Origin of the sequence: Verrucosispora sp. NA02020, assembly GCF_013364215.1 — a bacterium.
Taxonomy (GTDB): domain Bacteria; phylum Actinomycetota; class Actinomycetes; order Mycobacteriales; family Micromonosporaceae; genus Micromonospora.
The window spans coordinates 4,614,225-4,639,799 of record NZ_CP054923.1 but is presented as its reverse complement, the minus strand read 5'-3'; the positions used below and the strand labels follow the sequence as shown (position 1 = coordinate 4,639,799).

Genomic DNA, 25,575 nt, shown 5'->3' with positions numbered 1-25,575 from the left:
ACTTCCCACGAACCATACCGGTCAGTACGGCGCACCCCGGGTGTGCCTCGGGTGGTTGCCCACGAAACGTGGGTGAAGGAGACCTCGAACATGCACGGTGTTCGAGGAAGGCCCATGCCCGAATTGTCTTACTCCGCCGGTGAACTCCACTCCGTAGGCACGCCGCTGCTCTGGACGGCGACGATCGTCGGGGTGCTGGCCCTGCTGGTGCTCGACTTCGCGGTCACCCACCGCCCGCACCGCGTGTCACTGAAGGAAGCGCTGGGCTGGTCGGCCTTCTACATCGCTCTGCCGTTGACCTTCGGCGCCTGGGTGTGGTCCGAGTTCGGCTCCGAGCCGGGCGTCCACTACCTGACCGGCTATCTGGTCGAGAAGTCGCTGTCGGTGGACAACCTGTTCGTCTTCATGCTGTTGTTGGCGGCGTTCGCGGTGCCGACCGAGCTGGCGCAGCGGGTGCTGCTCTTCGGCATCACCGGCGCGCTGGTGCTGCGGAGCATTTTCATCGCGTTGGGCGCGGCGGCGTTGCAGACGCTGGACTTCGCATTTCTGATCTTCGCGTTGATCCTGTTGTTCACCGCCGCGAAGCTGCTGCGCGACGCGTTCACCGGGCACGAGCAGACGGTGGACATCGGCAACATGCGGTCGGTGCGGCTGCTGCGTCGGTTCATGCCGGTGGTCCAGGAGTACCACGGCACCAAGATGGTCGTGCGGGTCGACGGTCGGCGTGCGCTCACGCCGCTGGCGCTGGTGGTGGTGGCGGTCTTCGCCGCCGATGCGGTCTTCGCGGTGGACTCGGTCCCGGCGGTCTACGGCATCACCGAGGACCCGTACCTCGTCTTCGCCACCAACGCCTTCGCGCTGCTGGGTCTGCGGGCGCTCTACTTCGTGCTGCACGCCGCGCTGAGCCGCCTGGTCCACCTCAGCTACGGCCTCGCCGTGATCCTGGCGTTCATCGGCGTCAAACTCGGTCTGCACTGGGCGCACGGCGTCTGGGAAGGCGTGCCGGAGATCCCGACCGTGGCGTCGTTGCTGGTCATCATCGGTGTGCTGACGGTCGTGACGATCACCAGCCTGCGTGCCACCCGCAACGTGGTGCCGGGCTCCAAGGAGGTCGTCACCGAACGGATGCTGTTGTTGGCGGCGTTCGCGGTGCCGACCGAGCTGGCGCAGCGGGTGCTGCTCTTCGGCATCACCGGCGCGCTGGTGCTGCGGAGCATTTTCATCGCGTTGGGCGCGGCGGCGTTGCAGACGCTGGACTTCGCATTTCTGATCTTCGCGTTGATCCTGTTGTTCACCGCCGCGAAGCTGCTGCGCGACGCGTTCACCGGGCACGAGCAGACGGTGGACATCGGCAACATGCGGTCGGTGCGGCTGCTGCGTCGGTTCATGCCGGTGGTCCAGGAGTACCACGGCACCAAGATGGTCGTGCGGGTCGACGGTCGGCGTGCGCTCACGCCGCTGGCGCTGGTGGTGGTGGCGGTCTTCGCCGCCGATGCGGTCTTCGCGGTGGACTCGGTCCCGGCGGTCTACGGCATCACCGAGGACCCGTACCTCGTCTTCGCCACCAACGCCTTCGCGCTGCTGGGTCTGCGGGCGCTCTACTTCGTGCTGCACGCCGCGCTGAGCCGCCTGGTCCACCTCAGCTACGGCCTCGCCGTGATCCTGGCGTTCATCGGCGTCAAACTCGGTCTGCACTGGGCGCACGGCGTCTGGGAAGGCGTGCCGGAGATCCCGACCGTGGCGTCGTTGCTGGTCATCATCGGTGTGCTGACGGTCGTGACGATCACCAGCCTGCGTGCCACCCGCAACGTGGTGCCGGGCTCCAAGGAGGTCGTCACCGAACGGAAGTGACCCGCCCCCATGGCGGAGCCGGGCGTGGTACGACTGTGCGGTGGGTATCGTCACGCCCGGCTTCCAGGGCCGGCCACGCTCCGAAGCGCCGGACCTGCCACCCGGTCAGTACCTGACACCCGACTTCCCCGTGCTCTCCGCCGGCCCCACACCGAAGGTGCCGCGCGAGAGCTGGGAATTCGTGATCACCACCGAGACCGGCGCGGAGTACCGCTGGTCCTGGGCCGAGATGATGGCGTTGCCGCAGGAGACCCCGACGGTCGACATCCACTGCGTCACCCGCTGGTCGAAGCTCGGCACCAGCTGGCAGGGCGTCTCGCTGGACACCCTGCTCGACGGGGTGGACACCGCCGCCGACTACGCCCTCGCCCACTCCTACGGCGGCTACAGCACCAACCTGCCGCTGGAGGACCTGATGGACGGTCGGGCCTGGCTGGTGCACACGTACGACGACGCCGAACTGCCCGCCGAGCACGGCGGTCCGGCCCGACTGCTGGTGCCGCACCTGTACTTCTGGAAGTCCGCCAAGTGGGTGCGCGGCATCCGGCTGGGCCTGGAGGACACCCCCGGCTTCTGGGAGACCGCCGGCTATCACGACTACGGGGATCCGTGGCGTGAGCAGCGGTACCAGGGCGATTGAGCGGGCGGATGCGGTGGCAGCCGGCCCGGTTGGTGCACCGCCGGGTCGAGACGCCCAGCGCGCACACCCTGGTGCTCCAGGTGCCGGGCTGGACCGCCCACGTACCCGGACAGCACGTCGACCTGCGGCTGACCGCACCCGACGGATACCAGGCCGCCCGGTCGTACTCGCTGGCCGCGCCGGCCGACGGCGACCGGATCGAGGTCACCGTGCAGCGGGTGCCCGACGGCGAGGTGTCGCCGTTCCTGGTGGACGGCTACCGCGAGGGTGACCCGATCGAGGTCCGGGGCCCGGTCGGCGGCTGGTTCGTCTGGCGGCCCACGCAGACCGACCCGGTGCTGCTGGTCGCCGGTGGTTCGGGTGTGGTGCCGCTGATGGCGATGATCCGCGCCCGACGGGCCGCCGGCAGCCGCACCCCGTTCCGGCTGATCTACTCCGTCCGCACGCCCACCGACGTGTTCTACGCCGACGAACTGCGGCGACGGGTCCGCGACGACGCGGGCCTGGACGTCGCCTACGTCTACACCCGCGAGGCTCCGGACGGCTGGTCGGGCGAGCCGCACCGCCTCGGCCTCGCCGACGTCAACACGCACGGGTGGCCGCCGGAGCTGACGCCGCTGGTCTACGTCTGCGGACCGACCGGCTTCGTGGAGACCGTCTCCGACCTGCTCGTCGGCCTGGGTCACCCGGCCCGACAGGTACGCACCGAACGTTTCGGCCCGACCGGCTGAGAGGAGCCGCGGATGACCGCCCTGCCGTACGTGGACGGGAACATGCTCGACGGTCCGCTGGGGGAGGTGTTCGCGGTGGACCTGAGCACGGCCACCGGCCGCTGCGCCCACTGCGGCACCGCCGGCCCGATGGCCGGACTGCGGGTCTACTCGCACGCGCCGGGGCTGGTGGCCCGCTGTCCGGCCTGCGCGGACGTGATGCTGCGGCTGGTCCGCGCGCCGGACCGGGCCTGGCTGGACCTGCGGGGCGCTACGTTCCTCCAGTTCCCGATGCCGCCGGACCGGACGTTGCGCCGATAGGTCGGCGGGGCGACGTTTGTCGGCCTGCGGGGTGGGAACGGGCCCGGAATGACGAAGCCTCGTGTGGTGATCGTGGGGGCCGGTTTCGCCGGGTACCACGCGGCGAAGACGCTGAGCCGGCTGGCCCGCGACCGGGCCGAGATCGTCCTGCTGAACTCGACCGACTACTTCCTCTATCTGCCGCTGCTGCCCGAGGTGGCCGCCGGCGTGGTGGAGCCGGGTCGGATCGCGGTGCCGCTGACCGGCACGCTGAACGGGGTCCGGGTGGTCATCGGCGAGGCGGACCACGTCGACCTGCAGAACCGGTGGGTCGGCTTCACCCAGCCCGAGGGCGAGCGCAACCGGCTGGCGTACGACCGGCTGATCCTCGCCGTCGGCAGCGTGAACAAGCTGCTGCCCATTCCCGGGGTGACCGAGTACGCGCACGGGTTCCGGGGCCTGCCCGAGGCGCTCTACCTGCACGACCACGTGGTCCGTCAGATCGAGTTGGCCGAGCAGGCCGAGGACCCGGCCGAGCAGCGGGCGCGGGCCACGTTCGTGGTGGTCGGCGCCGGTTACACCGGGACCGAGGTGGCCGCACACGGGCAGCTCTTCACCGACGAGTTGACCGCCCAGCGTCCCCGGTTGCCGATCCGCCCGAAGTGGATGCTGCTGGACGTCGCGCCCCGGGTGCTGCCCGAGTTGGACCGGCGGATGTCCCGTACCGCCGACCGGGTGCTGCGCCGACGTGGCGTGGACGTGCGGATGGGCACCTCGGTGGCGGTCGCCACCTCCGACGGGGTCACCCTCACCGACGGGGAGTACGTGCCGACCTGCTCGCTGATCTGGTGCGTCGGCGTCCGTCCCGACCCCTTCGTGGCGCAACTGGGCCTGCGGACCGAGAAGGGGCGGCTGGTCGTCGACGAGTACCTCAACGTGCCCGGCTTCCCCGAGGTGTTCGCCTGTGGTGACGCCGCCGCCGTGCCCGACCTGACCCGGCCCGGCGAGATCTGCACGATGACCGCCCAGCACGCCCAGCGGCAGGGCAAACTCGCCGCGCACAACATCGCCGCCTCCTACGGGAAGGGGCGGCGTCGGCCGTACAAGCACCATGACCTCGGGTGGGTGGTCGACCTCGGCGGCAAGCAGGCGGCGGCGAACCCGCTCAAGGTGCCGTTGTCGGGTCTGCCGGCGAAGGCCGTGACGCGTGGCTACCACCTGTTGGCCATGCCGGGCAACCGGGCCCGGGTCAGCGCGGACTGGCTGCTCGACGCCGCGTTGCCCCGCTCGGCGGCGCAGCTGGGTCTGATCCCCGCCGACGCGGTGCCGCTGGAGAGCGAGTCGCCGGAGCTGCCGAGCCACGCCCGCTGACCGGCCGCCGGGCCGGGGAACTCGTCCACCCGGCCCGGCGGCGGGGATCAGCCGTCGGCCATTCCGGCGCCCGCCTCGTCGATCGCGTCGTCGACGGCGTGGGCCAGGTCGACGTCCAGCGCGGTCACCGCTCCGGCGTTGCGGCTGCTGACGGTCAGCACCGCCGTGGTGGGGCCGGCGCGGCCGATGCGCGGCCGTCGTCCGGTCTCGTCCCGGAGCAGGTCGAGCCGGTCGAGCACCCGGTCGAGGTTCTCCGCAGGCAGCTCCAGCGTCCGGGACAGCGCGTCGCTGTTACCGGACCAGTAGGGCAGCCCGCTCAGCGCGTCGCGTAGCTCCGTGTCGGTGAGCGGCGGGGTGCCGCCGTTCGTGCCGACCACACCGCCGCCGGCTGCCGGCGGGTCGAGCAGGTCGCGCAACCCGTCCGGTACGTGCAGCGACTCGACCAGGTCGCGGTCCTGCTCGGCGAGCGCCGCCAGGGTGGCCTCGGCCTGGTAGCGGGCCTGCTCCGGGGTGCGTCCGCTGATCCGGCCCACCTCGGACAGGAACCCGGACAGGTCCCGGTGGCGTCGGATGCCGTCGACGGGCACGACGTCGTGCAGCGAGTCCGGTACCGCCCGCAGCAGGCGCTGGCGTTCGCCGGCCTCCAGGGCCGTGGCCAGCACGAGCACCGTCGACTCGACCCCGACCTTGGCGGTACGGAAGTCGACGCCGGACCGCCGGACGACGTCCTCGACGAGTTCGCGGTAGCCCATGCTGGTGACTCCCGGGGCGTTCGTGCCCGGATCGGGTCGGGGCCGAGGGTTCGCGGCGACCCCGGCCGGCGGGGGCGCGGGCCCACCGCGCGTCGTGTCCGGTTTGCGGTTCTTCCCGGCCGGCGGCGGTCCGGCGCGCTTGCTCTGCTCCAGGTGCGTGAGCTGCTTGGAGGCGCTCAGGCTCGCGCCGGTGTCGGCGGCCTGCATGCCGCGTTCGCGGGCCTGCCGGGCCAGAGCGCGGCGGCGCTGGTTGTCGCCCTCCATCTGCTTGCGCACGGTGACACCTCGCTTCCGTCGGTTCTCGTGCGGGCCTCCGGCGACGCGTTCCCGTTGCCACCGAGCACGAAACGATCGCCCGATGCCGCGAGCCGGGTGTCCGGGCCGGGTGTTCGGGCTTCATCCGGCGCGGGTGAGGGGCGCTCACCCGCGCCGGCCGGACGATCGGGGTGGCCGGACAACCCGGTGTGAGGCACGAACTTCCGAGGCACGCGGAAGGGAAGGTCCGATGAAGCAGATTGTCGAGATCGTCCCCGCCCGACCGGGCTGGTACGCGCGATGGCGGCTGACCGCCGAGGACACCCGGTGCTACCCGGTGACGCTGTGGGCGCTGCTGGAGGAGCCGGACGGCACCGGCCGTGAGGTGATCGGGGTCGACTGCGCCGGCCAGTGGCCCGGGGCGGAGGACGACGGCACGGACGGGGAGTTCGTCCGGTATCTGTTCCAGCCGCCGGAGGCCGGACCTCCCGAGGACGCGGAGACCGCCGTCGCACCGCACCGCGCCGTCGGCCGTACGGTCCCGACGCCCTGATCCCTGTTCCGGCCCCCGGCCCCTGGTCCCAGGGTCGGGGGCCACCCCTGTCGGGCGGCGTCCGGCGCGGTCAGCCGACCGCGGTGATGCCGTCGCCGTCCACGGCCGGCGGCAGTTGCAGCAGCTCGGCCAGGCCGGTGCGGTCCAGCAGCTGACGTAGCGGCGGGTTGACGTTGACCAGCCGGATCGGCTCGGAGCCGCTGCGGTGGGCCATCACGAAGGCGCTCAGCCCGGAGGAGTCGCAGAGGCCGACCCCGGCGAGGTCGATGACGAGCTGCCGGTAGCCGGAGCGGTGCAGCTCCGTGACGGCGGCGATCAGGTCGGGTGCGCTGTCGAAGTCCAGATCACCGGTGAGCCGTAGCTCGGCGCGCTCGGCGTCGAGACGGCTGACCGTGATGGCCAACAGCGGTGAGGACATGCCCCCATGCTCCCAGTCCCTGCGTCTGACGCAAGTCGCGGGGTCGGCGTTTCTCCCGGAGACCGGCATTTTCGCAGTGATGGCCTTTTACGCGGTGACGGTTGGCTGGCCCTCGGACCCGGTCGCCGGTCCACCGCCGCCGACCGGACGGGCGAGCAGCCCGGTGACGCCGGTCATGTCGAGGATCGTCTCCAGGAATCGCGGCACCGCGCGCAGCTCGACCGTGCTGCCGTGCTGCTGCCCCTCACGCCAGGCGTGCACGATCACGCTGAGCCCGGTGCTGTCGATGAACTGGAGGTCGGCGAAGTCCAGCACGAGCGTGACGGGCCCGGTGCCCAGCAGCCGGTCGATCTCCACCCGGAGCGGGGCCGCCGTGGTGTAGGCCAGGTCTCCACCGACCCGGATGACGGGTGCTCGGGGATCGGCCCGGTCGACGGACATGCTCAGGGGCGTCGACTCGGGTCTCCGACCGTGTGACAGCAACGATCAGCCTTCCGCGGGGGTGGGCGGGCAGGGGCGTCCCGGATCGTAACAATCCCTGAGCTGCACCGCCTCCCGGGCGCGACCGGCACGCTCGCGTCCGCCGACGCGTCCCGCGCGGGCCGCTCGGCCGTGATCGCTGCCGGGTGGCGGTAGCGCGGGAGCAGCGTAGGGTGGGTGGGGAAACGCCGTGCACCCCGCGCAACGCGGGTGCGGAAATCGACAGGAGTAGGGCCGAGCTGGTGACGGGTACCGACGTCAGGGATCTCGAGCCCGGCGACGGACGGTCTACCCCGCCGCGTGTCGCCCGGGTCTCGGCATGGCGCCCGGATGCGTCCTCAACCGCTGGCCTCTCCGCCCTGGAGCGCTCCCACGCCGCAGCCGACTGGCCCGAGGTGGTCGAGCACCTCCGTGAGGGACTCGTGGTGTGCGGTCCCGACGACACCGTGTGGCACGTCAGCCCCGTCGCCGAGCGACTCCTGCCGGAGATCGCCGTCGGGGGCACGCTCGGCACGATCGACGGACTGCGTGCCGATCCGACCGAGTTCGTCCACCACGGCCGGCGACTCCGGGCCCGCCGGGTGCCGCTGTCGGCCGGTCGAAGCTGCTGGTACGTGGAGGACGTCAGCGAGAGTGTCGTCCGCGCCGACGCGCTGGCGGCCGAGCGGTCCAGGTCCGCCTTCCTGGCCGTGGTCGGCGAGAAGCTGGGCAACCCGCTGCACCCGGACCGGGCCGCCGCAGCGGTGGTCCGGCTCGCCGTACCCACCCTGGCGGAGGTGGCGGTGCTGGTGCTGGCGCCGCGTTCCGGCCGGGCCCGCTGGTGGCGGGCCAGCCGCGCCGACGACGACGCGCCGGTGGTGGAGCGGGGCGTGCTCTCCGTCACCGAGCTGCCGCAGGCGGTCGCCGACAGCCTCCGGGGAGTCCAGCCGCACACCGTCGACTGGCTCGTCGAACAGGCCGTCGAGGCGGGCTGGTTGCCCGGGTCGGCCGCCGCCGACGTCTGCGCCCGCCTGGTGCAGCTTCCCGGCCGGGACGCGCCCGCCGGAGTGCTGCTGGTGGCCCGCGCGGCCACCGACTGGTACGCCGAGGAGGACGTCGACCTGATCGGGGCGTTCGCCGCCCGCGCCGGTGCGGCCCTGACCACCGCGCTGCTCTATCGCGAACAGGCGGAGGTCGCCGACACCCTGCAGTCCAGCCTGCTGCCGGTGGAGCCGGTGGAGGCACCGGGCGTGCAGTGGGGCACGGCGTACCGCCCCGCCCAGGCGGGGCTGCGCATCGGCGGCGACTTCTACGGCTCCCACCGGCTGCCCGACGGCGGCTCGGTGTTCTTCCTCGGCGACGTCTCCGGCAAGGGTGTGGAGGCGGCCGTCTTCACCGGCCAGCTACGGCAGTGCCTGCACGCGCTGCACCGGGTCGAGCAGCAGCCGGCCCGCCTGTTGCAGCTGCTCAACGACGCGCTGCTGGAGACCACCCTGGCGCACGGACAGGGCCGGTTCGCCACGCTGGTGCTGGGCGTGGTCCGGCCGCACCGCGACGGCGGCCTGTCGCTGACGCTGGCCGGTGGCGGGCACCTGCCGCCGCTGGTGCTGCGGGCCTCCGGCGAGGTGGAGCAGTTGCCGCTGCGCGGAATGCTCATCGGCGTGGTGCCGGACCCGCGGGTCGGTCAGGTCACCGTCCGGCTCGCCCCCGGTGAGACGTGTCTGCTCTACAGCGACGGGGTGACCGAGGCACGCGGCGGACGGCGCGGCGACGAGCAGCTCGGCACCGACCGGCTGGTGCAGGCGGTGACCGACTGCCAGCGGATGCCCGCGCCCGCCCTGGCCGAGCGGATCGAGCAGGTCACCTGCGACTGGCTGGCCCACCGCGACCACGACGACATCGCGGTGCTCGCGCTGCGCGCCACCGGCGCCGGCCCGCGCTCGCACCGGCACCTGCACGCGGTGCCCACCCCACCTGGGGACGGGGCAGGGACGACCGGGTCGTGACCACCGCGACCAGAGGTGTCCTCTCCGCCGCCGCGTACGAGGACTACCTGCACTGTCTCGCCGAGGCCGACGAGCCGGCCGCCATCGAGGTGGCCCGGGGCCTGCTCGACGGTGGGGTGCCGGCCGAACGGCTGCTGCTCGAACTGGTCGCCCCGGCCCAGGCTGAGGTGGGGGAGCGGTGGGCCCGCAACGAGTGGAGCGTGGCCCAGGAACATGCCGCCACCCACATCAGCGAGCGGGTGGTGGGGGCGATCGCGGCGTATCGCGAGGTGCGGCCGACCCGAGGTCGGATCGTGGTGGCCTGCATGGACGGCGAGTGGCACGCGCTGCCGGCGCGACTGGTCGCCGAGATGCTGCGGCTGCGTGGCTGGCAGGTGACCTTCCTCGGGGCCAGCGTGCCCGCCGCGCACCTGGTGTCGTACCTGCACCGCCACGACGCGGACGCGGTCGCGCTGGCGTGCGCGCTGCCGATGCGGCTGCCGCACGCCCACCGCATGGTGGAGGCATGCCAGCGCGCGGACGTGCCGGTGGTGGTCGGCGGGCGGGGCTTCGGCACGGACGGCCGCTGGGCGCGGCGCCTGGGCGTGCTGTGGGCGCCCGACGGACCCACCGCGGCACGCCTGCTCGGCGACGAGCGGGCGCTGCGGGCGGGGCCGCCACCGGCCAGCCTGGCGCACCTCGCCGACGACGAGTACGCCGCCCTGGTCGCCCGGCGCGGTGAGCTGATCGACAGCGCGCTGGCCGATCTGGCGCACCGACATCCGGCCGCCCGGGACTACACCCCGGCCCAGACCGACTCGACGGTCAGCGACCTCGGCCACGTCCTGGACTTCCTGGCCGCCGCGCTCTACGTCGACGACGACACGCTGTTCACCGAGTTCGTCGAGTGGATGGCGGCCGTGCTGGACAGCCGCGGGGTGCCGGAGTCCGCCGTGGACACCGTCCTGGGCCACTACGCCCGCGTCCTGCAGGACTTCCCCCGCGCCGCCGGATACCTGCGGTCGGGCCGCGCGGTGGTGGCGGCGCGCTGCGCCCGTCCGGCACCCGCCGAGGCGTAGGATCCGGCCGGCTGTCAGGCTGGCTCTATACTTGCGCCACTGCAAGCATCCGTCTCTGGACGGCGGGAGGGATCACCGTGACGTTCACCGTCACGTACGCCGAGCGTCTCGGTGGCGGGCCGACCCGCCTCCGGCTCGCCGGCGAACTCGACATGAGCAGCGCCGGGCAACTCACCGCCGTCATCGAACGGCTGGCCGACGCCGGTGAGCGCCGGCTGCTGGTCGACCTGACAGACCTCACGTTCTGCGACTCGACCGGCATCTCGGTCTTCGTCCGGGGAGACAACCGGGCGGCGGCCGAGGGCGGCTGGTTGCGCGTCACCGGCGCCACCGGCCGGGTGCAGCGGGTGCTGACGGTGACGGGTCTCGCCGAGGTGCTGGGGTACGGTGCTGACGCCGTCGACCCGGCGGCCACCGACCGCCCGGGGATGGGCTAGATTTCCCGCCAGCGCGGGGCCGAGAGGTCCCGCCCTCGCCGACCTGAGGGCAGGTAACGATGGGCGCACGCACCCTTGACCCGGTACACATCCTCGTCGTCGACGACGATCCGGGTGACGTGCTCATGATCGAGGAGGCACTGGCCACCTCGACCGTCGACAAGGTCATCGACGTGGTCAGCGACGGCCAGGAGGCGATGGAGTTCCTGCGTCGCGAGGGGCGGCACACCGGGGCGCACCGGCCGGACGTCATCCTGCTCGACCTGAACATGCCCCGGATGGACGGGCGTCAGGTGCTGGGCGAGGTCAAGAACGACGAGGACCTGCGGACCATCCCGATCGTCGTGCTGACCACCTCGAACGCCGACACCGACATCATCAGCAGCTACACGCTGCAGGCCAACGCGTACGTCACCAAGCCGATCGACCTGGACGACTTCAACGACGTCGTGCACCGCATCGACGAGTTCTTCGGCCGGGTCGTCGTGCTGCCCAAGCGCGTCTGACACGTCACGTCGCGGTCGGGTCCGTCTCCGCCGGTCCGGCCGACGTCCCCGCCGGACACGAGGGACGGGCCGGACCGGCGACGGCGCGTCAGGTCAGCGCCGCCACGATCGTCTCGGCCCGCTGCTCGTGCTGCGCGTACGCGTACGGGTAGGCGGAGATCTGCACCGCCTGGGCGGCCAGCGTCATGCTCATCTGCTGCCAGCCCGGCACCTTCACCAGCGCCTCGTAGAAGGCACGTGAGGCGTAGGCGGGCCGCATCAGGTCGCGTACGGTGCCCCAGCCGCTGCTGGGCCGCTGCTGGAACAGTCCGACCGAGTCGTGGTCCCAGCCGATCGCCTGGTGCGGGTAGTTCTGCGACTCGGGCAGCACGCCGCTGGCGTAGTTGAGCAGCGTGCTCTCCTGCATGGCGGTGGCGACGGCGACGACGAGGCCCTGCCGCGGGATCTTGAGGTCCACGCCGACGTCCACGATCACCTTGGCGTTGTCCATCTGCGCCTGGGTCAGTCCGGCGACCGGCCTGGGTCGCGCCGGCGGGGCGGGCGTCGTCCTCTTGGGCTTCGGGGAGGTCGTCTTCTTCGGCGTCGGCGAGGCGCTCGGCGACGCGCTGGGGCTCGGGCTGGGCGGCGTGGGAGAGGGGCTGCGGTCGAAGGAACGGGAGGCGGGGTCGTCCTCGGCGGCCAGGGCGCGCTCGGCCACCGCATCGGCGACCCGGGCCCGGGGTGGCTCGTCGTCGTTCCGGGTCGCCGTCGCCACCGCCGCCGCGCCGAGGCAGCAGGTCACGCCGGTGGCGAGGGCCACCCGGACCGGGGTGGAGGCCAGCCGGGCACGGACACCACGACGTGGGTTCACCACGCGGCGGTGTCGTCCGGTCGTCCTTTCGGAGGATGCTCCGTCGGCCGTACGGCTCGCCGGTCGCTCGGGGTTCAGCTTCTGGTCGATGGGGTCGTCGGGATGCACCCGCCGAGGCTAGAAAGCCTTCGGCCCGTTGCCATCAGCCCGCTTGGTGGCGTGCGTCACAATTCGTCGCTGTTCACCGGTCGATACCGCCCGGTTGACCGGATAGCGGATGCACCTCGTCTATCCGTCGTGCCCGTAATGCCGGATTTTACGGTGTGAATAGGACGAAAAAGGGATCTCGCCGCCGTCGATGGAGACCCGACCGCGCCTCCCCCGAACGGTGGAGGGCTGCCTGGGCCCATCGCGTCCGCACCGGTCAGGCGGTCGGCCCCCCTCGTCCCCACCCGCCCCGCCCGCCCCACCGCCCCCGCCCGCCCCACTGTCCTAGGCGCCGAGTACCCAGGCGCCCCCAGCGTCCGGGGTGCCCGTCGATCATGGACTTGTGGCGACGACATAAAGCCCGACAAGCGGACGAACCGGGTGCCATGACGCCATGATCGGCGGCCGAGTGTGCGTCAACGCGTGATCGGCGGGCCGGGTGCCATGACGCCATGATCGGCGCAGAGGGCGGGGCCGCGACGCGGGCCGCTGGGCCTGGCGGGGTCAGTGCCGGCCGTTCTCCGCCGGGGTGACCGTGAGGCGGTGCCGGCTGCCGTCGGCGCTGGAGAACGGCCAGAGCAGGTCGGCCTGCTCCACCAGCTCGGTGAGCTGCTGGCGGGTCAGGCCCACCGACGAGATCGAGGCGTGCACGTCGGCCCGGTACCGGCCGTCGTCGTCGCGTCCGAGGCTGGCCTCCGCCCGTACCTGTACGGTGTGCGCCTCGTCGGTGATCCCCCCGGCCGCCTCGACCGCCGCGTGGTGCAGGCAGGAGGCGAAGGCGGCGGCGAGCAGCTGCGACGGGGTGAGCCCGCTGCAGTGTGCCGCCAACGGAGAGGCGAGGCCGGTGGAGAGCGCCTCGTCGTCGGTGTGGATGTGGCCGCCCTCGGCGGTGGCCGTGGCAACCTCGTTCAGCCAGGAACTCATCACGTTCCTCCCGTCGCTCCCCGCCCGGCTACCCGACCCCGATCGGGTGAAACTCACCGGGGATGCCGGCTCCACTGCACGCGCGGTGCGGCCTCGGTGGCCTCGGACGCCGCCCGCTCGGTCCACGGACTCACCGGTGGGCGCTGACGGGGCAGCAGGGGCTGGTGCATCGGCACGTACACCCGGGCGTCCACCGCCTCGGCCAGCAGCAGGGCGGTGACCAGGCTGGTCGGCCGCCGGGCGGGATCGTCGGCGAGGCAGCGCCGGCACAGGTCGGCCACCTCGGCGGGCAGGCCCGGGACCTCGGGCAGGGGGCGCGGTGGCTGCCGTCCGTGCGGCCCGAGCAACTGGGTGACGCTGTCCGCCGAGTACGGCAACCGCCCGGCCAGGCAGCAGTAGAGCAGCACGCCGAGGGCGTACATGTCGGCCGCCGTGGTGACCGGCGCCTGACGCAGTTGCTCGGGGGCGAGGTAAGCGGGCGTACCCACCACCACGCCGTCGGGGGCGTAGTCGGTGGTGCCGTTCGGGGTGGCGATGCCGAAGTCGAGCACCTTCACCCCGGACGGGGTGAGCATCACGTTCGCCGGTTTGACGTCGCGGTGCACGATGCCGTGGGCGTGTGCGGCGGCCAGCGCGGCGCTGACCTCGGCGCAGACCCGGACGGCGATCTGCCAGTCCAGCGGCCCGGCGCGCAGGTGCGCGGCGAGCGTCAACCCCTCGGCCAGCTCCATCACGATGTACGGCTGCTCGCGTCCGGGCAGGCCGGCGCAGGTGCCGAAGTCGTGCACGCTGGCGACGTTGGGATGCACCAGGCGGGCCGCCGACCGGGCCTCGGCGCGGATCCGCTCGACCGAGGCGTCCCCGTCCGGCTGACCCGGCGACACCAGTTTCACCGCGACCGGCCGGTCGAGCACCGAGTCGTGGGCCCGCCAGACCTCGGACATCCCGCCGACGCCGATGCGCTGTTCGAGCCGGTATCGCCCGTCCAGCGTCCGCATGGACCGCTCCTCGTCCTCGTGCTGCTGTGCCGCGCCTCACCTGACGTGGCGGCGTCCGGCACGGTACCCCGTCGTTGATCAGGGCAAACCGGCCTCCGGCGGCGGCCGGTGCGTTAGCGTGCGAGCCGGGACGGCGACGAACCGGACGAACGGAAGGCGGAGCACACGATGAGTGAGGTGACCGTACGTTTCGTCGGTGGCCCGGCCGACGATCTGGTCCGGGCGTTGCCGGCCGGCCCGGACGGGGCGCCGCCCCGGCTGTGGGTGCTGCGCCGGCCGGAATCGGCGCCGGATCCCGCCGCCGACCATCTCTACGCGCGGCAGCGGCCCGACGGCACGGGCGACTGGACGATGCGTTTCGTCCGGACCGACCCGGTCGGCGTGACCGAGTGATGGACCCCGCGCGCGGGGAGTCCACACAGCCGGCACACAGGAACCGCACAAGCGGAGCCCAGTCGGTGCGCTCACGATGGGGACCATGATGAGCGAGGGAGCGGTCGGGCCGGGCCGCGTCGAGCTGCGCCGGCCCGACGGCGAACCGGTCCGGGTGCTGGTCGTCGACGACGAACCGACCCTGGCCGACCTGCTGTCGATGGCCCTGCGCTACGAGGGCTGGCAGGTCCGCACCGCCGGGGACGGAACGGCGGCGGTCCATGCCGCCCGGCAGTTCCGGCCCGACGCGGTGGTGCTCGACGTGATGCTTCCCGACCTGGACGGCTTCCAGGTGCTGCGCCGGCTGCGCGAGGAGGCCGCCACCCTGCCGGTGCTGTTCCTGACCGCCCGGGACGCGGTCGAGGAACGCATCGCCGGGCTGACCGTGGGCGGCGACGACTACGTGACCAAGCCGTTCAGCCTGGAGGAGGTGATCGCCCGGCTGCGGGCGCTGCTGCGCCGCTCCGGCTTCGCGGTCGCCGCCCGCCCCGACGCGGTGCTCACCGTCGGCGGTCTCACCCTGGACGAGGAGAGCCACGAGGTACGCCGGGACGGGCAACTGGTCACGCTCACCGCGACCGAGTTCGAGCTGCTGCGCTACCTGATGCGCAACCCGCGTCGGGTGCTCAGCAAGGCACAGATCCTCGACCGGGTGTGGAACTACGACTTCGGCGGCCAGGCCAACGTGGTCGAGCTGTACATCTCCTACCTGCGGAAGAAGATCGACGCCGGTCGCCCGCCGATGATCCACACGTTGCGCGGGGCCGGGTACCTGCTCAAGCCGGCGGAGTGAGCGTGCTGCGGCGCTGGCTGGCCGGCTGGTCGCTGCGTACCCGCCTGGTGGTCACGCTCCTCGCCCTGCTCGCCGTGGTCAGCCTGGCCATCGGCGGCCTGACCACGGTGGCGCTACGGCAGTTCCTGATCTCCCGGGTGGACCAGCAGTTGCAGTCGATGCCCGGCGGCCGGCCCGGCGTGCCGTGGGAGCCCGTGCCGGGCGGTGGGCCGTGGAACGGCGACGTGCGGGTCCCACGCGGCTTCCCGTCCGGCACGATCAGCGCGCGGGTCGTCGACGGTCGGGTCACCGAGGCGTGGACCCTCCTCGACCGCCAGGAGCAGGAGGTGCCGGTCGCGGAGCTGTCGGCGCTGTCCGGGGCGCCCACCGACGGCCGTCCGCGCAGCGTCGACCTGGGCGAGCGGGGCGGCTACCGGATGGTGGCCCGCCCGTCGGCCACCGGCGTCCGGGTGCTCGCGGTGCCGCTGTCCGGCGTCCGGGAGACCGTCTGGTGGATGGTGGCCGCGCAGACCGGCGTCACCGCGGCCGGGCTGCTGGTCGCCGGCACCGCCGGGGCGTTGATCGTGCGGGCCACACTGCGTCCGCTGCGTCGGGTCGCCGCCACCGCCGCCCACGTCAGCGAGCTGCCGCTGGACCGGGGCGAGGTGGCCCTCTCCGAACGGGTGCCGGTCGCCGACACCGATCCGCGCACCGAGGTCGGGCAGGTCGGGTCCGCGCTCAACCGGATGCTCGGGCACGTCGCCGCCGCGCTCGCCGCCCGACAGGCCAGCGAGACCCGGGTACGCCAGTTCGTCGCCGACGCCAGCCACGAGCTGCGCACCCCGTTGGCCGCGATCCGGGGGTACGCGGAGGTGGCCCGTCGGGGTCGCGACCAGGTCCCGCCCGACGTGGCCCACGCGCTGCGCCGCGTCGAGTCGGAGAGCACCCGGATGACCCGACTCGTGGACGACCTGCTGCTGCTGGCCCGGCTCGACTCCGGCCGACCGCTGGCCCTCGAACCGGTCGACCTCACCGCGCTGGTCGTGGACGCGGTCAGCGACGCGCACGTGGCCGGCCCGGAGCACCACTGGCAGCTCGACCTGCCCGACACCGTCGTCCGGGTGCCCGGTGACCCGGCCCGGCTGCACCAGGTGCTGGCGAACCTGCTGGCCAACGCGCGGGTGCACACGCCACCCGGCAGCACCGTCACCACCGGCCTGCGGCTGGCCGACGGCGTCGTCGAACTCCGCGTCGCCGACGACGGGCCGGGCGTGCCGCCGGAGCTGCGGCCGGAGGTGTTCGAACGGTTCGCCCGGGGCGACAGCTCCCGCTCCCGCGCCTACGGCAGCACCGGACTCGGCCTGTCCATCGTCGCCGCCGTGGTGGAGGCCCACCACGGCAGCGTCACCCTGGACACCCGCCCCGGCCGCACCGTCTTCACCGTCCACCTTCCCCGGATGTAAGGAGGGGACCCCTGCTAACGCCTCGTGCATAGCAGGGGTCCCCTCCTTACATCCGACTCGAACGCGGGGAAGTGGGCGTTGTGCCCGACAGGAAGCGGCAATCCGCGTACGGTGGCAGGAGTCCGGCAAAACGTGCGAAACGTGAAACGTATGCCGTAGACGACGACGTAGACGGCGAGGGGAAGGAGCGGTCGGTGGACCACCTGGCCTACCTGGACGCGGGATCCGGCAGCCTGATCGTGCAGGCGGTGGTCGGCGGTGTCGCCGGCGTCGCGGTGGCGGCCAAACTGTACTGGCGCAGACTCGTCGACCGGTTCCGCCGCCAGCCCACCGACCAGAACTGACCCGCCGGGCATGACGATCCCCGACCTCGGCCGGGCCGACCGGCAGACCTCGTCCGGCGTCGAGCTGCGGGCCGAACCCGGGTCCTTCCGCGACCCGGCCAACCGGGTCTTCCACGCCGGTGACGACGTGCTGCGGGCGCTGGACGAGACCGCCACGCAGCACTGGCGGGCGCTCGCTGGCAGCACGTTCTTCCCGCCCCTGCTCGCCGCCGGCAAGGTCTGCGGCACCGAGGAACTCCCGGCCGGCGCGCAGGTGCCGCCCTCCGCCGCACCGGCCGGCTCCGGAGACCCGACCGGCACGGGAGACCCCGCATGGGCGGCGGTGCTGCGGCACGAGCGCATCCCGTTCGTCTCCCACCCGTACGAGTGGTCCTTCGCCATGCTGCGCGACGCGGCCCTGCTGCACCTGGAGATCCTCCGGGCGGCCCTGCCGGCGGGCTTCACCACGAAGGACGGTTCGGCGTACAACCTCCAGTGGCGCGGCGTCGAACCGGTCTTCATCGACGTCGGCTCGTTCACCCCGCTGCGCGACGGCGAACCGTGGGCCGGCTACCGGCAGTTCTGCCAGACGTTGCTCTATCCGCTGATGCTCGGCGCCCACCTGGGGATGGATTTCCGGCCCTGGCTGCGGGCCCGGATCGACGGCATCGAACCGGAGCAGATGGTCCCGCTGTTCCGGGGCGTGCGGCGGCTGCTGCCGGGCGTACCGACCCACGTCCACCTGCATGGCAGCGTGCAGCGGCGCAGCGCCGCCACCAGCACCTCGGACGTCCGCGCCCAGTTGCGCGCCGCCGGCTACACCCGGGAACTGGCCCTGGCCACCGTCCGGGGCATCGAGAAGCTGGTCCGCCGTCTCGACCACCGGCCCACCGCCACGCACTGGGTGGACTACCAGCGCACCTGCGGCTACTCCGGCGACGACCGCGCCGGCAAGGAACGGTTCGTCACCGCCGCGCTGACCTGCGCCGCCCGGCCGCGCCTGGTGCTCGACCTGGGCGCCAACGACGGCCGGTACGCCCGCCTCGCCGCCCGGCACGCCGACTACGTGGTCGCCGTCGAGCAGGATCCGGCGGTGCTCGACCGGCTCTACCGCACGCTGCGCGACGAGCGGGAACCGCGGATCCTGCCGCTGGTCATGGATCTCGCCGACCCGTCGCCCGGCGGCGGTTGGCGTGGCGTGGAGCGGGCCTCGTTCGCCGACCGCGCGCAGGCGGACACCGTGCTCGCCCTGGCCCTGGTGCACCACCTGGCCATCGGGCGCAACGTGCCGCTGCCCGAGGTGGTCGCCTGCCTGGCCGGGTACGCCGTCCGGGGCGGCCGGCTGGTGGTGGAGTTCGTGCACCCCGACGACCCGATGGCCGCCCGGCTGCTGGCGAACAAGCCCGACGGTCTCTTCCCCGACTACCGGCGCGACGCCTTCGAGGCACTGCTCGGCGCGCACGGCACCGTCGAGGACCGGCTGGAGCTGCCCTCGGGCACCCGCACCCTCTACCGGGTGGCCCTGGGTGCGTGACCGACCCGCCGACGGGTCCGGCTCCACCGCGACCGGCGCTGACAGTGCCGGCGCCGAAGCGGGGACCGGGGCTGCCGGGATCGACGGCGCCGGGGCCGACGCTGCCGGGGGCGCGAGGGCGGGTCGCCGGTGGGGCGGTCGGTCGTGGGGCGGGTGGCGGGCCGAGGGCGGTCGGGTGCGGGAAGTGACGGCACTGGTCGGGCTGGCGGTCACCCAGCCGCTGCTGGACGTCCTCGGCCGCAGTCCGGACTTCTTCCTGTTCCACCGGGCCGACCGGGGCGAGATCCTGCTGCTGGTCGCCCTCGTCGCGATCGTGCCCACCGTCGCGCTCGGGCTCCTCGGCCTGCTGTCCGGGCTGGCCGGTCGGCTCACCCGGGCGGCCACGCACACGCTCCTGGTCGGCCTGCTGGTCGGCGCGTTGGCGGTGCAGGCCGGCCGGCACGTCACGCCGCTGCGGGGCGTACCGCTGCTGCTGGTGGCGGCGGTGGCCGGGGCCGTGGCGGCGCTCGCGCACCGGCGGTGGCGGGCTCCGGGACGGGTGCTGCGGGTGGCCGCCGTGGGTCCGCTGATCTTCGTCGGTCTGTTCCTGTTCGCCTCGCCGACCGGGCCGGTGGTGCTGCCCCGGGGCGACGGCGGCGCGGCCGGTACGGCGATCGGTGACCTGCACCCGCCGGTGGTCATGCTGGTGCTGGACGAGTTGCCCCTGGTCTCGCTGCTCGACGCGGACGGCGGCATCGACGCGGCCCGGTACCCGCACTTCGCCGAACTGGCCGCCGGCTCCACCTGGTACCGCAACTCGACCGGGGTCAGCGGCTGGACGCCGTACGCGCTGCCGGCCATGTTGACCGGCCGCTACCCGGCCCAGCCGTACGCGCCGCACTACTCGCACTACCCGGACAACCTCTTCACCGCCTTCGGTGGGCTGTACGACATCCGGGCCGAGGAAAGCATCACCCGGCTCTGCCCGCCCAGCCGCTGCGAGCAGCCGGTCACCCCGGAACAGGGGATCGGGGTGCTGGTCCGGGAGACCGGGAGGCTGGCGCGGCAGATCACCGCGCCGCACGAGAGCCGGATCGACCCGGAGGACTCGTACCGGGAGCGCACCGCCGAGGAGGCGGGCATCGACGCCGCCGAGCCGGTGCCGAGCGACCCGAAGTTCCGCTGGGACAGCCTCAACGTCAACCAGCCGGCCCGCTTCACCAGCTTCCTGAACGGCCTGACCCCGTCGAACCGGCCCACGCTGCACTTCCTGCACCTGCTGATGCCGCACAGCCCGTGGGCGTACCTGCCCTCGGGTGCCCGGTACGAGGCGCCCGAGGACTTTCCGTACGAGGGACGGGGCTGGGTGGACCTGGCCCGGCAGCGGCACCTGGCACAGCTCGGCTACACCGACCGACTGATCGGCGAGACCATCCGCACGCTGCGCGCCAGCGGACTGTGGGACCGGGCGCTGGTGGTGGTCACCGCCGACCACGGCGTCAGCTTCACCGAGGGGGTGCAGGGCCGGGGCGAGGACGCCATCCGGGCCGCCCCCGAACAGGTGGCCTGGGTGCCCACCTTCGTCCGGACGCCGGGGCAGCGCACCGGGCGGGTGGACGACCGCAACTGGGAACACGTCGACCTGCTGCCGACCATCGCCGACGAGGCGGCCATCCGGCTGCCGTGGCGGGTCGAGGGCCGCTCGGCCCGGCAGGCGCCGCGTACCGATCCGGGCAAGGTCTTCTACGACCGGCCGTCGCAGCCCATGCCGATCCGGGGCGGTGTACCCGCCGCGATGCCGTCGCCGCCACCGCACCCGCTGGTCGGCACCACCGTGGGTGACGCGCCGCCCGGCGGCACCGCCGTCGTCGGCGGGCAGGACGCCTTCCGCGCCGTCGACCCGGATGACGGGCGGCTGCCGGGGATGATCTGGGGCACGGTGCCCGACCGGGTCGCCGACGGTACCTCGCTGGCGGTGGCGGTCAACGGTGTCGTCGGGGCCGTGGTGCCGGTGGTCTCCCCGGATCCGGGTGGTCGCCGCTTCGCCGCGCTGCTCGCCGACGACCGGCTGTTCCACCCCGGCGCCAACCGGCTCGACCTGTACCTCGTCGACGCCGCCGGTGACCTGCGCCGGCTCGCCGTCACCTGACGTCGGCACGTCCGCGCGCGGCCCGCCGTCGCCCCACGAGGGGCACGTGACTGAGCGCTCGGACAGTTACGTACCCGTCGCGTACCGACACTCTTCGTGGTTTCTTTGTGCCTGTATGCCCCTGCTCGTCGGGGTTTCCCAGCGCCCTGGTCGGGAATCGGGTGACGCATACCTCACCGCCGAACCACGGCAGGCGGTGTCGCCGCAACCGCAATTACGGTAGAAGCGAAGGCAATTCAACGTAGATCTGCCGGCGAAGCGAGGAACCACATGACGGAAGTCAAGCTCGATCACCCCGGCGGGCAGCTGTCGATGCCGGTGCATTCCGCGGTCGAGGGCCCCGGCGGGGTCGGCGTGGGCAAGCTGCTGAAGGAAACCGGGATGACGACCTACGATCCCGGTTTCGTCAATACCGCCGCCTGTTCGTCCGCGATCACCTATATCGACGGCGATGCAGGCATCCTGCGCTACCGTGGCTACCCCATCGAGCAGTTGGCCGAGAAGAGCTCCTTCCTGGAGGTCTCCTACCTCCTGATCTACGGTGAGCTGCCCTCCACCGAGCAGCTCACCGAGTTCACCGAACGGATCCGGCGGCACTCGCTGCTGCACGAGGAGATGCGTCGGTTCTTCGACGGGTTCCCCCGGGACGCGCACCCGATGGCCGTGCTCTCCTCGGCCGTCAGCGCCATCTCCACCTTCTACCAGGACAGTCTGGACCCGTTCGACGCCGAGCACGTGGAGATGTCCACGGTCCGGCTGATGGCGAAGGTGCCCACCATCGCCTCGTACGCCTACAAGAAGTCGATCGGGCAGCCGCTGCTGTACCCGGACAACTCGCTGGGCTACGTGGAGAACTTCCTGCGGATGACGTTCGGCGTGCCGGCGGAGCCGTACGAGGTCGACCCGGTGATGGCCCGCGTGCTGGACATGCTGTTCATCCTGCACGCCGACCACGAGCAGAACTGCTCCACGTCGACCGTGCGGCTGGTCGGCTCCAGCAACGCCAACCTCTTCGCCTCGGTCTCGGCCGGCGTGAACGCGCTGTTCGGCCCGCTGCACGGCGGTGCGAACCAGGCGGTGCTGGAGATGCTGGAGCGGATCCAGGCCGAGGGCGGTGACGTGCAGTCCTTCGTCCGCAAGGTCAAGGACAAGCAGGACGGCGTCAAGCTGATGGGCTTCGGCCACCGGGTCTACAAGAACTACGACCCGCGTGCCGCGATCGTCAAGAACGCGGCGCAGGACGTGCTCGGCCGGATGGCCAAGCCGGACCCGCTGCTGGACATCGCCATGCAGTTGGAGGAGATCGCGCTCGCCGACGACTTCTTCGTCGACCGCCGGCTCTACCCGAACGTGGACTTCTACACCGGGCTCATCTACAAGGCGATGGGCTTCCCGACCAAGATGTTCACGGTGCTGTTCGCCCTGGGTCGGCTGCCGGGCTGGATCGCGCAGTGGCGCGAGATGATCAACGACCCGGAGACCAAGATCGGCCGTCCTCGGCAGGTCTACACCGGTTCCGCCGAGCGGGACTACCTCCCCTTCGAGAAGCGCTGACCCCGCAAGGAAGGGTCCCTTACTCACGCCTCGTGTAGAGCAAGGGTCCCTTCCTCACAGCGACACGACGGCCGCCGTCCCCGGTTCACGGGGGTCGGCGGCCGTCGTGCGTCCGCGAGGAGGGGGTTGGCCCCACGGACGGTCAGTGCGCCGGGTGGCCGTCGTCGTCCTCGCCGGCCGTGGTCGGCAGCGAGCCGAGGACCCGGTTGATGACATGGATCCGGGTGCCGGCGGCCTGGTAGTCGGCACAGACGGTCTGTGCCTCGTCGCCGAACCGGGCGGCCTCGCCCTCTCCGGTGACGGTGAGTTCGGTGTCGGCGAGGGTGCGTACGCTGCCGGCGGTGACCAGTTCGGAGACCGACATCGGCCCGGTCACCACGTGCTCGCGCAGCAGTGTGCGCAGGTCGTCGACATCGTGCAGCAGCAACTCGTCGAGGTTGGTGCGGGAGAACTTCGCCGAGAAGGCGTCGTCGGTGGGGGCCAGCACGGTCACGCCGGCCAGTTCGCCGCCCAGACCGGTGGCCCGGACCGCCGCCTCGAAGGTGGTCAGCACGGGAATCCACTGGAGGGCCTGGTCGGCGGGCTGGCCGACCAGCGAGCCCGGGTTACCCGGTTCGGTGCCCGCCGGCAGTTGCTCGCAGAGCGGGCCGGTCACCGCGACGGCGACCGGCGTACCGGTGTCCGCCGCGTCGGTGGCGCGATCCTCGCCGCCGGTGCAGCCCGCGACCGCGAGCAGCGTGGCCAGGGCCGCACCGGCGACCGGGACCGCGCGCCGTCGGGCCCGTCGCGGGTCCGTCGTCGAGGGCCTGAGGGTGTCGGTCACGGTGGTCTCCCCTTGTGTCGGACGGGTGGTGGGTACCGGCAGGCCGGGCGCGGATCCGGCCTGCCGGTACGTCGGTCGGTCGAGGTTCAGCAGGTCACAGGCGTGCGCACTGGCTGGACTTCGGACCGCTCACCGAGTTGACGACCTCCAGGTTGACCGGCGCGGCGGTGTTGCCGGAGCAGGACAGCGGGCCGTTGACGGTGTTGCCGGCGACCAGCGGAGCGTCACCGGTGTTGTTGACCACGTTGACCGGGCCGTTGGTGCGGTTGCCGACCAGGACCACCGGGCCCCGGACGCCGGTGGCGTTCACCGGACCGTGCACGGTGCTGGCGGTCAGCACGAAACCGGCCGCACCACTGGCGTCCACCGGCCCGTTGATCGAGCTGCCGTTGACGATCAGCGCGGCGCCCGGCTGGACCTTGATCGGACCACGGATGGTGGCGTCGGCGAGGCATGTCACCCCGGAGACGGTCAGCGGGCCGTTGCGGGTACCGGTCACCGTGGCGGCGATCCGCTCGCCCACGACCAGGCCCTCCACGGCCTGCTCGTCGAGGAGCAGCGGCACCAGACCCCGCTCCGGCTGGGACAGCGGCACGACGTACCCGTCGGCGACCTTGATCACCTTCCAGCCGTGTGCGGCGAGCCGCTGGGCCACGGTGGTCTGTCGACCGGCGGGACCGTCGGTGCGGGCACCGTTGTACTGCGCCTCGGTGAGCTTGTACGCGCACGGCGCCTGCTCCAGGATCCGCGCCGGCGTGGGGGCGTCGACCGGCGGCGGGGTGTCACCCGGGTGCGGGGCGGGGTGCGCCTCGATCGGACGGGAGCCGCGGAAGACGATCCGGCCGGTGTTCGCCGACTGGAACCTGATCGCCTCGGCCCGGGCGCTGCTGAGGTTGGCGGCGCTGGCCTGGTGGTAGGCGAGGAACTGGGTGAACGTCCACAGCGCCGAGTAGGTCTTGCGGCGCCGGTTGTTGGCCGTGTTGGTCTCGTCCGGCCGGGTCGGGCCGCCGGAGCTGCGCAGCTCCAGCAGGGAGTTGACCACGTTCTTCAGACCCAGGGTGTTCCGCAGGATGGTCTCCTCACCCAGGCCGACGTTGGCCCCGGTGCACCCGTACGGGCAGGCCCACCAGCCGTCCTTGGCGCCCTGGGTGTACATGTGACCCTCGATCATGTTCTGCGACTCGTCGAAGATCCCCTGCGCCACGTTGGCGTGCCGCGGCGGCAGCATCGGCAGGTCACCGGTGTTGGCGTTGCCGTACTCGTGGCCGTCGTAGCTGGCGATCGGGCGATAGTCGCGGATCATCTCCACGAAGGTCTGCGTCTCCGGCTGGCGGATCAGCGAGTAGTCCCGGTTCAGGTCCTGGCCGGTGGAGTTGCCCCGGCTGTTGGCGGCCCGACCGTCGCCGTTGATCGTCGGCAGGATCAGCATGGTGGTCTTCGACAGCCGGTCGAGGGTGGCCGGGTCGTCGGTGAAGGCCAGCTGGCGGGCCATGATGAAGCACGCCTCACGGTCGCCCGGCTCGTTGCCGTGCACGTTGCAGTTGAGCAGCAGCGGGTTCGTCGCGGCCACGGCCTCCGGGGTCGCCGGCGGGGTGGGGTAGCCGATGACGAACATGTTGATCGGCCGGTTGTTGATGGTGCGGCCGAGCTCCACGACGCGGACCCGCTCGCTCAGCTCGTCGACGGCCGCCGTGTAGGCGTACTCGTTGACGTCGCTGGTGTACTGCGCGCCGAGGGTGTTCTCCCACTGCGTACGCAGGTTCTGGCCGGGGACGTTCGGGTCGCCCCAGTGCGCCGTGGTGGTGCCGCTGACAGCCGCCGAGTACGGCTGCGCCTCGGTGCCGAGGCGGGCGCGTACCCGCCACTGGAACCGGTTGCCCGGCACGAAGCCGGCGTCGGCGAAGGTGGGCTCGGAGTTGTTGATCTGACGGTTCGGTCGCCAGACACCGACGATCACACCGTTCCCGGAGGGGGTCCCGTCCTCCGCGAGGGCGGTGCGCTCGATCTGGTAGTCGGTGGCGCCGTCGACGTGGGTCCAGGCCAGCGTGGCGTACCCGTCGCCCTGGACGACCGTCAGGCCCTGGACCTGGTTCGGTTCCGCCTGCGCCAGCGCGGTGGGCAGCTGGCCGAGGGCCGGGGCGGGCTGGGCGGTCGCCGCGAGCACGGCGACGAGAAGCGTGGAGAAGACACCGGCCGTTGTCCGTCTGTATCTCAAGGGGGGTTCTCCAAACAGGAGGGAGGGCTGGATACCGACAGCACACCCCCAGCGGGCCGACTGCGGGGCCGCGAGCAGGGATTCTTGAGGATGCCT

General features: G+C 72.5%; 23 protein-coding genes and 3 pseudogenes. 18 read left to right on the top strand and 8 right to left on the bottom strand.

The window, feature by feature from the left end:
• Nucleotides 1-114: 114 nt before the first annotated feature.
• The 6 genes and pseudogenes from HUT12_RS20220 to HUT12_RS20195 form a co-directional block, all read left to right on the top strand.
• Nucleotides 115-1,074 (top strand): annotated as a pseudogene (locus HUT12_RS20220) (TerC/Alx family metal homeostasis membrane protein); the annotation flags it as partial.
• A 51-nt stretch (nt 1,075-1,125) separates the two neighbouring features.
• Nucleotides 1,126-1,851 (top strand): annotated as a pseudogene (locus tag HUT12_RS20215) (TerC family protein); the annotation flags it as partial.
• Between the two features lie 40 nt (nt 1,852-1,891).
• Nucleotides 1,892-2,491 carry a sulfite oxidase-like oxidoreductase gene (locus HUT12_RS20210; protein WP_176094366.1) on the top strand — a complete coding sequence of 200 codons (600 nt, stop codon included), beginning with the start codon at nt 1,892-1,894 and terminating at the stop codon, nt 2,489-2,491.
• Between the two features lie 8 nt (nt 2,492-2,499).
• Nucleotides 2,500-3,222 (top strand): ferredoxin reductase, encoded by a 723-nt coding sequence (locus HUT12_RS20205; protein ID WP_131055056.1) that lies wholly within the window; start codon nt 2,500-2,502, stop codon nt 3,220-3,222.
• A 12-nt stretch (nt 3,223-3,234) separates the two neighbouring features.
• Entirely contained in the window at nt 3,235-3,522 is a 288-nt protein-coding gene (locus HUT12_RS20200) for a DUF6510 family protein (protein WP_176094365.1), read from the top strand.
• A 48-nt stretch (nt 3,523-3,570) separates the two neighbouring features.
• Nucleotides 3,571-4,872 (top strand): NAD(P)/FAD-dependent oxidoreductase, encoded by a 1,302-nt coding sequence (locus HUT12_RS20195; protein WP_176094364.1) that lies wholly within the window; start codon nt 3,571-3,573, stop codon nt 4,870-4,872.
• A gap of 47 nt (nt 4,873-4,919) precedes the next feature.
• Here the strand turns inward: HUT12_RS20195 and HUT12_RS20190 are convergent, their stop codons facing one another.
• The gene (locus HUT12_RS20190) at nt 4,920-5,900 is read right to left on the bottom strand and encodes a DUF2267 domain-containing protein (RefSeq protein WP_176094363.1); all 981 of its coding nucleotides are present in this window, start codon (nt 5,898-5,900) and stop codon (nt 4,920-4,922) included.
• A gap of 229 nt (nt 5,901-6,129) precedes the next feature.
• Here HUT12_RS20190 and HUT12_RS20185 point away from each other — a divergent pair, with 229 nt between their 5' ends.
• On the top strand, nt 6,130-6,432 hold the full coding sequence (locus HUT12_RS20185; protein ID WP_176094362.1) for a hypothetical protein: 303 nt from the start codon (nt 6,130-6,132) through the stop codon (nt 6,430-6,432).
• Nucleotides 6,433-6,502: 70 nt separating this feature from the next.
• Here the strand turns inward: HUT12_RS20185 and HUT12_RS20180 are convergent, their stop codons facing one another.
• Together HUT12_RS20180 and HUT12_RS20175 are read right to left on the bottom strand one after the other, a co-directional pair.
• Nucleotides 6,503-6,850, bottom strand: a complete 348-nt coding sequence (locus tag HUT12_RS20180) for an STAS domain-containing protein (protein WP_131057321.1) — start codon at nt 6,848-6,850, stop codon at nt 6,503-6,505.
• 87 nt (nt 6,851-6,937) lie between these two features.
• Complete coding sequence (locus tag HUT12_RS20175; protein WP_131057319.1) at nt 6,938-7,291, bottom strand: STAS domain-containing protein; 354 nt, start codon at nt 7,289-7,291, stop codon at nt 6,938-6,940.
• A 281-nt stretch (nt 7,292-7,572) separates the two neighbouring features.
• On the opposite strand from HUT12_RS20175, the gene HUT12_RS20170 reads away from it, so the two are divergent.
• From HUT12_RS20170 to HUT12_RS20155, 4 genes are all read left to right on the top strand, one after another.
• Nucleotides 7,573-9,315 carry a PP2C family protein-serine/threonine phosphatase gene (locus HUT12_RS20170; RefSeq protein WP_176094361.1) on the top strand — a complete coding sequence of 581 codons (1,743 nt, stop codon included), beginning with the start codon at nt 7,573-7,575 and terminating at the stop codon, nt 9,313-9,315.
• On the top strand, nt 9,312-10,373 hold the full coding sequence (locus HUT12_RS20165; RefSeq protein ID WP_176094360.1) for a B12-binding domain-containing protein: 1,062 nt from the start codon (nt 9,312-9,314) through the stop codon (nt 10,371-10,373). The genes HUT12_RS20170 and HUT12_RS20165 overlap by 4 nt, the downstream gene beginning before the upstream one ends.
• Nucleotides 10,374-10,450: 77 nt before the next feature.
• Nucleotides 10,451-10,810 (top strand): STAS domain-containing protein, encoded by a 360-nt coding sequence (locus tag HUT12_RS20160; protein ID WP_131057746.1) that lies wholly within the window; start codon nt 10,451-10,453, stop codon nt 10,808-10,810.
• Between the two features lie 59 nt (nt 10,811-10,869).
• Nucleotides 10,870-11,316, top strand: a complete 447-nt coding sequence (locus tag HUT12_RS20155) for a response regulator (protein ID WP_131057747.1) — start codon at nt 10,870-10,872, stop codon at nt 11,314-11,316.
• Between the two features lie 88 nt (nt 11,317-11,404).
• Here HUT12_RS20155 and HUT12_RS20150 read toward each other — a convergent pair whose 3' ends face one another.
• From HUT12_RS20150 to HUT12_RS20140, 3 genes are all read right to left on the bottom strand, one after another.
• Complete coding sequence (locus tag HUT12_RS20150) at nt 11,405-12,274, bottom strand: hypothetical protein (RefSeq protein ID WP_176094359.1); 870 nt, start codon at nt 12,272-12,274, stop codon at nt 11,405-11,407.
• A 543-nt stretch (nt 12,275-12,817) separates the two neighbouring features.
• On the bottom strand, nt 12,818-13,237 hold the full coding sequence (locus HUT12_RS20145; protein WP_131055450.1) for an OsmC family protein: 420 nt from the start codon (nt 13,235-13,237) through the stop codon (nt 12,818-12,820).
• Between the two features lie 53 nt (nt 13,238-13,290).
• The gene (locus HUT12_RS20140) at nt 13,291-14,235 is read right to left on the bottom strand and encodes a serine/threonine-protein kinase (protein WP_176094358.1); all 945 of its coding nucleotides are present in this window, start codon (nt 14,233-14,235) and stop codon (nt 13,291-13,293) included.
• Nucleotides 14,236-14,403: 168 nt separating this feature from the next.
• Between HUT12_RS20140 and HUT12_RS20135 the strand changes: the two genes are divergently transcribed.
• The 7 genes and pseudogenes from HUT12_RS20135 to HUT12_RS20105 all read left to right on the top strand — a co-directional run bounded on the left by HUT12_RS20135 (nt 14,404) and on the right by HUT12_RS20105 (nt 22,441).
• Nucleotides 14,404-14,628, top strand: coding sequence for a hypothetical protein (locus HUT12_RS20135; RefSeq protein ID WP_131055452.1), 225 nt, complete (start codon nt 14,404-14,406; stop codon nt 14,626-14,628).
• Between the two features lie 85 nt (nt 14,629-14,713).
• Nucleotides 14,714-15,460 carry a response regulator transcription factor gene (locus HUT12_RS20130; protein WP_131055454.1) on the top strand — a complete coding sequence of 249 codons (747 nt, stop codon included), beginning with the start codon at nt 14,714-14,716 and terminating at the stop codon, nt 15,458-15,460.
• A 17-nt stretch (nt 15,461-15,477) separates the two neighbouring features.
• Nucleotides 15,478-16,902 carry a HAMP domain-containing sensor histidine kinase gene (locus tag HUT12_RS20125; RefSeq protein WP_176095878.1) on the top strand — a complete coding sequence of 475 codons (1,425 nt, stop codon included), beginning with the start codon at nt 15,478-15,480 and terminating at the stop codon, nt 16,900-16,902.
• A gap of 194 nt (nt 16,903-17,096) precedes the next feature.
• Nucleotides 17,097-17,246 (top strand): hypothetical protein, encoded by a 150-nt coding sequence (locus HUT12_RS20120; RefSeq protein WP_162854381.1) that lies wholly within the window; start codon nt 17,097-17,099, stop codon nt 17,244-17,246.
• Between the two features lie 10 nt (nt 17,247-17,256).
• On the top strand, nt 17,257-18,759 hold the full coding sequence (locus HUT12_RS20115) for a class I SAM-dependent methyltransferase (protein ID WP_176094357.1): 1,503 nt from the start codon (nt 17,257-17,259) through the stop codon (nt 18,757-18,759).
• A gap of 151 nt (nt 18,760-18,910) precedes the next feature.
• Nucleotides 18,911-20,887 (top strand): annotated as a pseudogene (locus HUT12_RS20110) (sulfatase-like hydrolase/transferase); the annotation flags it as partial.
• A 270-nt stretch (nt 20,888-21,157) separates the two neighbouring features.
• Nucleotides 21,158-22,441 (top strand): citrate synthase, encoded by a 1,284-nt coding sequence (locus HUT12_RS20105; RefSeq protein WP_131054922.1) that lies wholly within the window; start codon nt 21,158-21,160, stop codon nt 22,439-22,441.
• Between the two features lie 142 nt (nt 22,442-22,583).
• Here the strand turns inward: HUT12_RS20105 and HUT12_RS20100 are convergent, their stop codons facing one another.
• Both HUT12_RS20100 and HUT12_RS20095 read right to left on the bottom strand, forming a co-directional pair.
• Entirely contained in the window at nt 22,584-23,264 is a 681-nt protein-coding gene (locus HUT12_RS20100) for a fasciclin domain-containing protein (RefSeq protein WP_176094356.1), read from the bottom strand.
• A 94-nt stretch (nt 23,265-23,358) separates the two neighbouring features.
• Nucleotides 23,359-25,479 carry a M14 family zinc carboxypeptidase gene (locus HUT12_RS20095; RefSeq protein ID WP_254876898.1) on the bottom strand — a complete coding sequence of 707 codons (2,121 nt, stop codon included), beginning with the start codon at nt 25,477-25,479 and terminating at the stop codon, nt 23,359-23,361.
• Nucleotides 25,480-25,575: the final 96 nt, after the last annotated feature.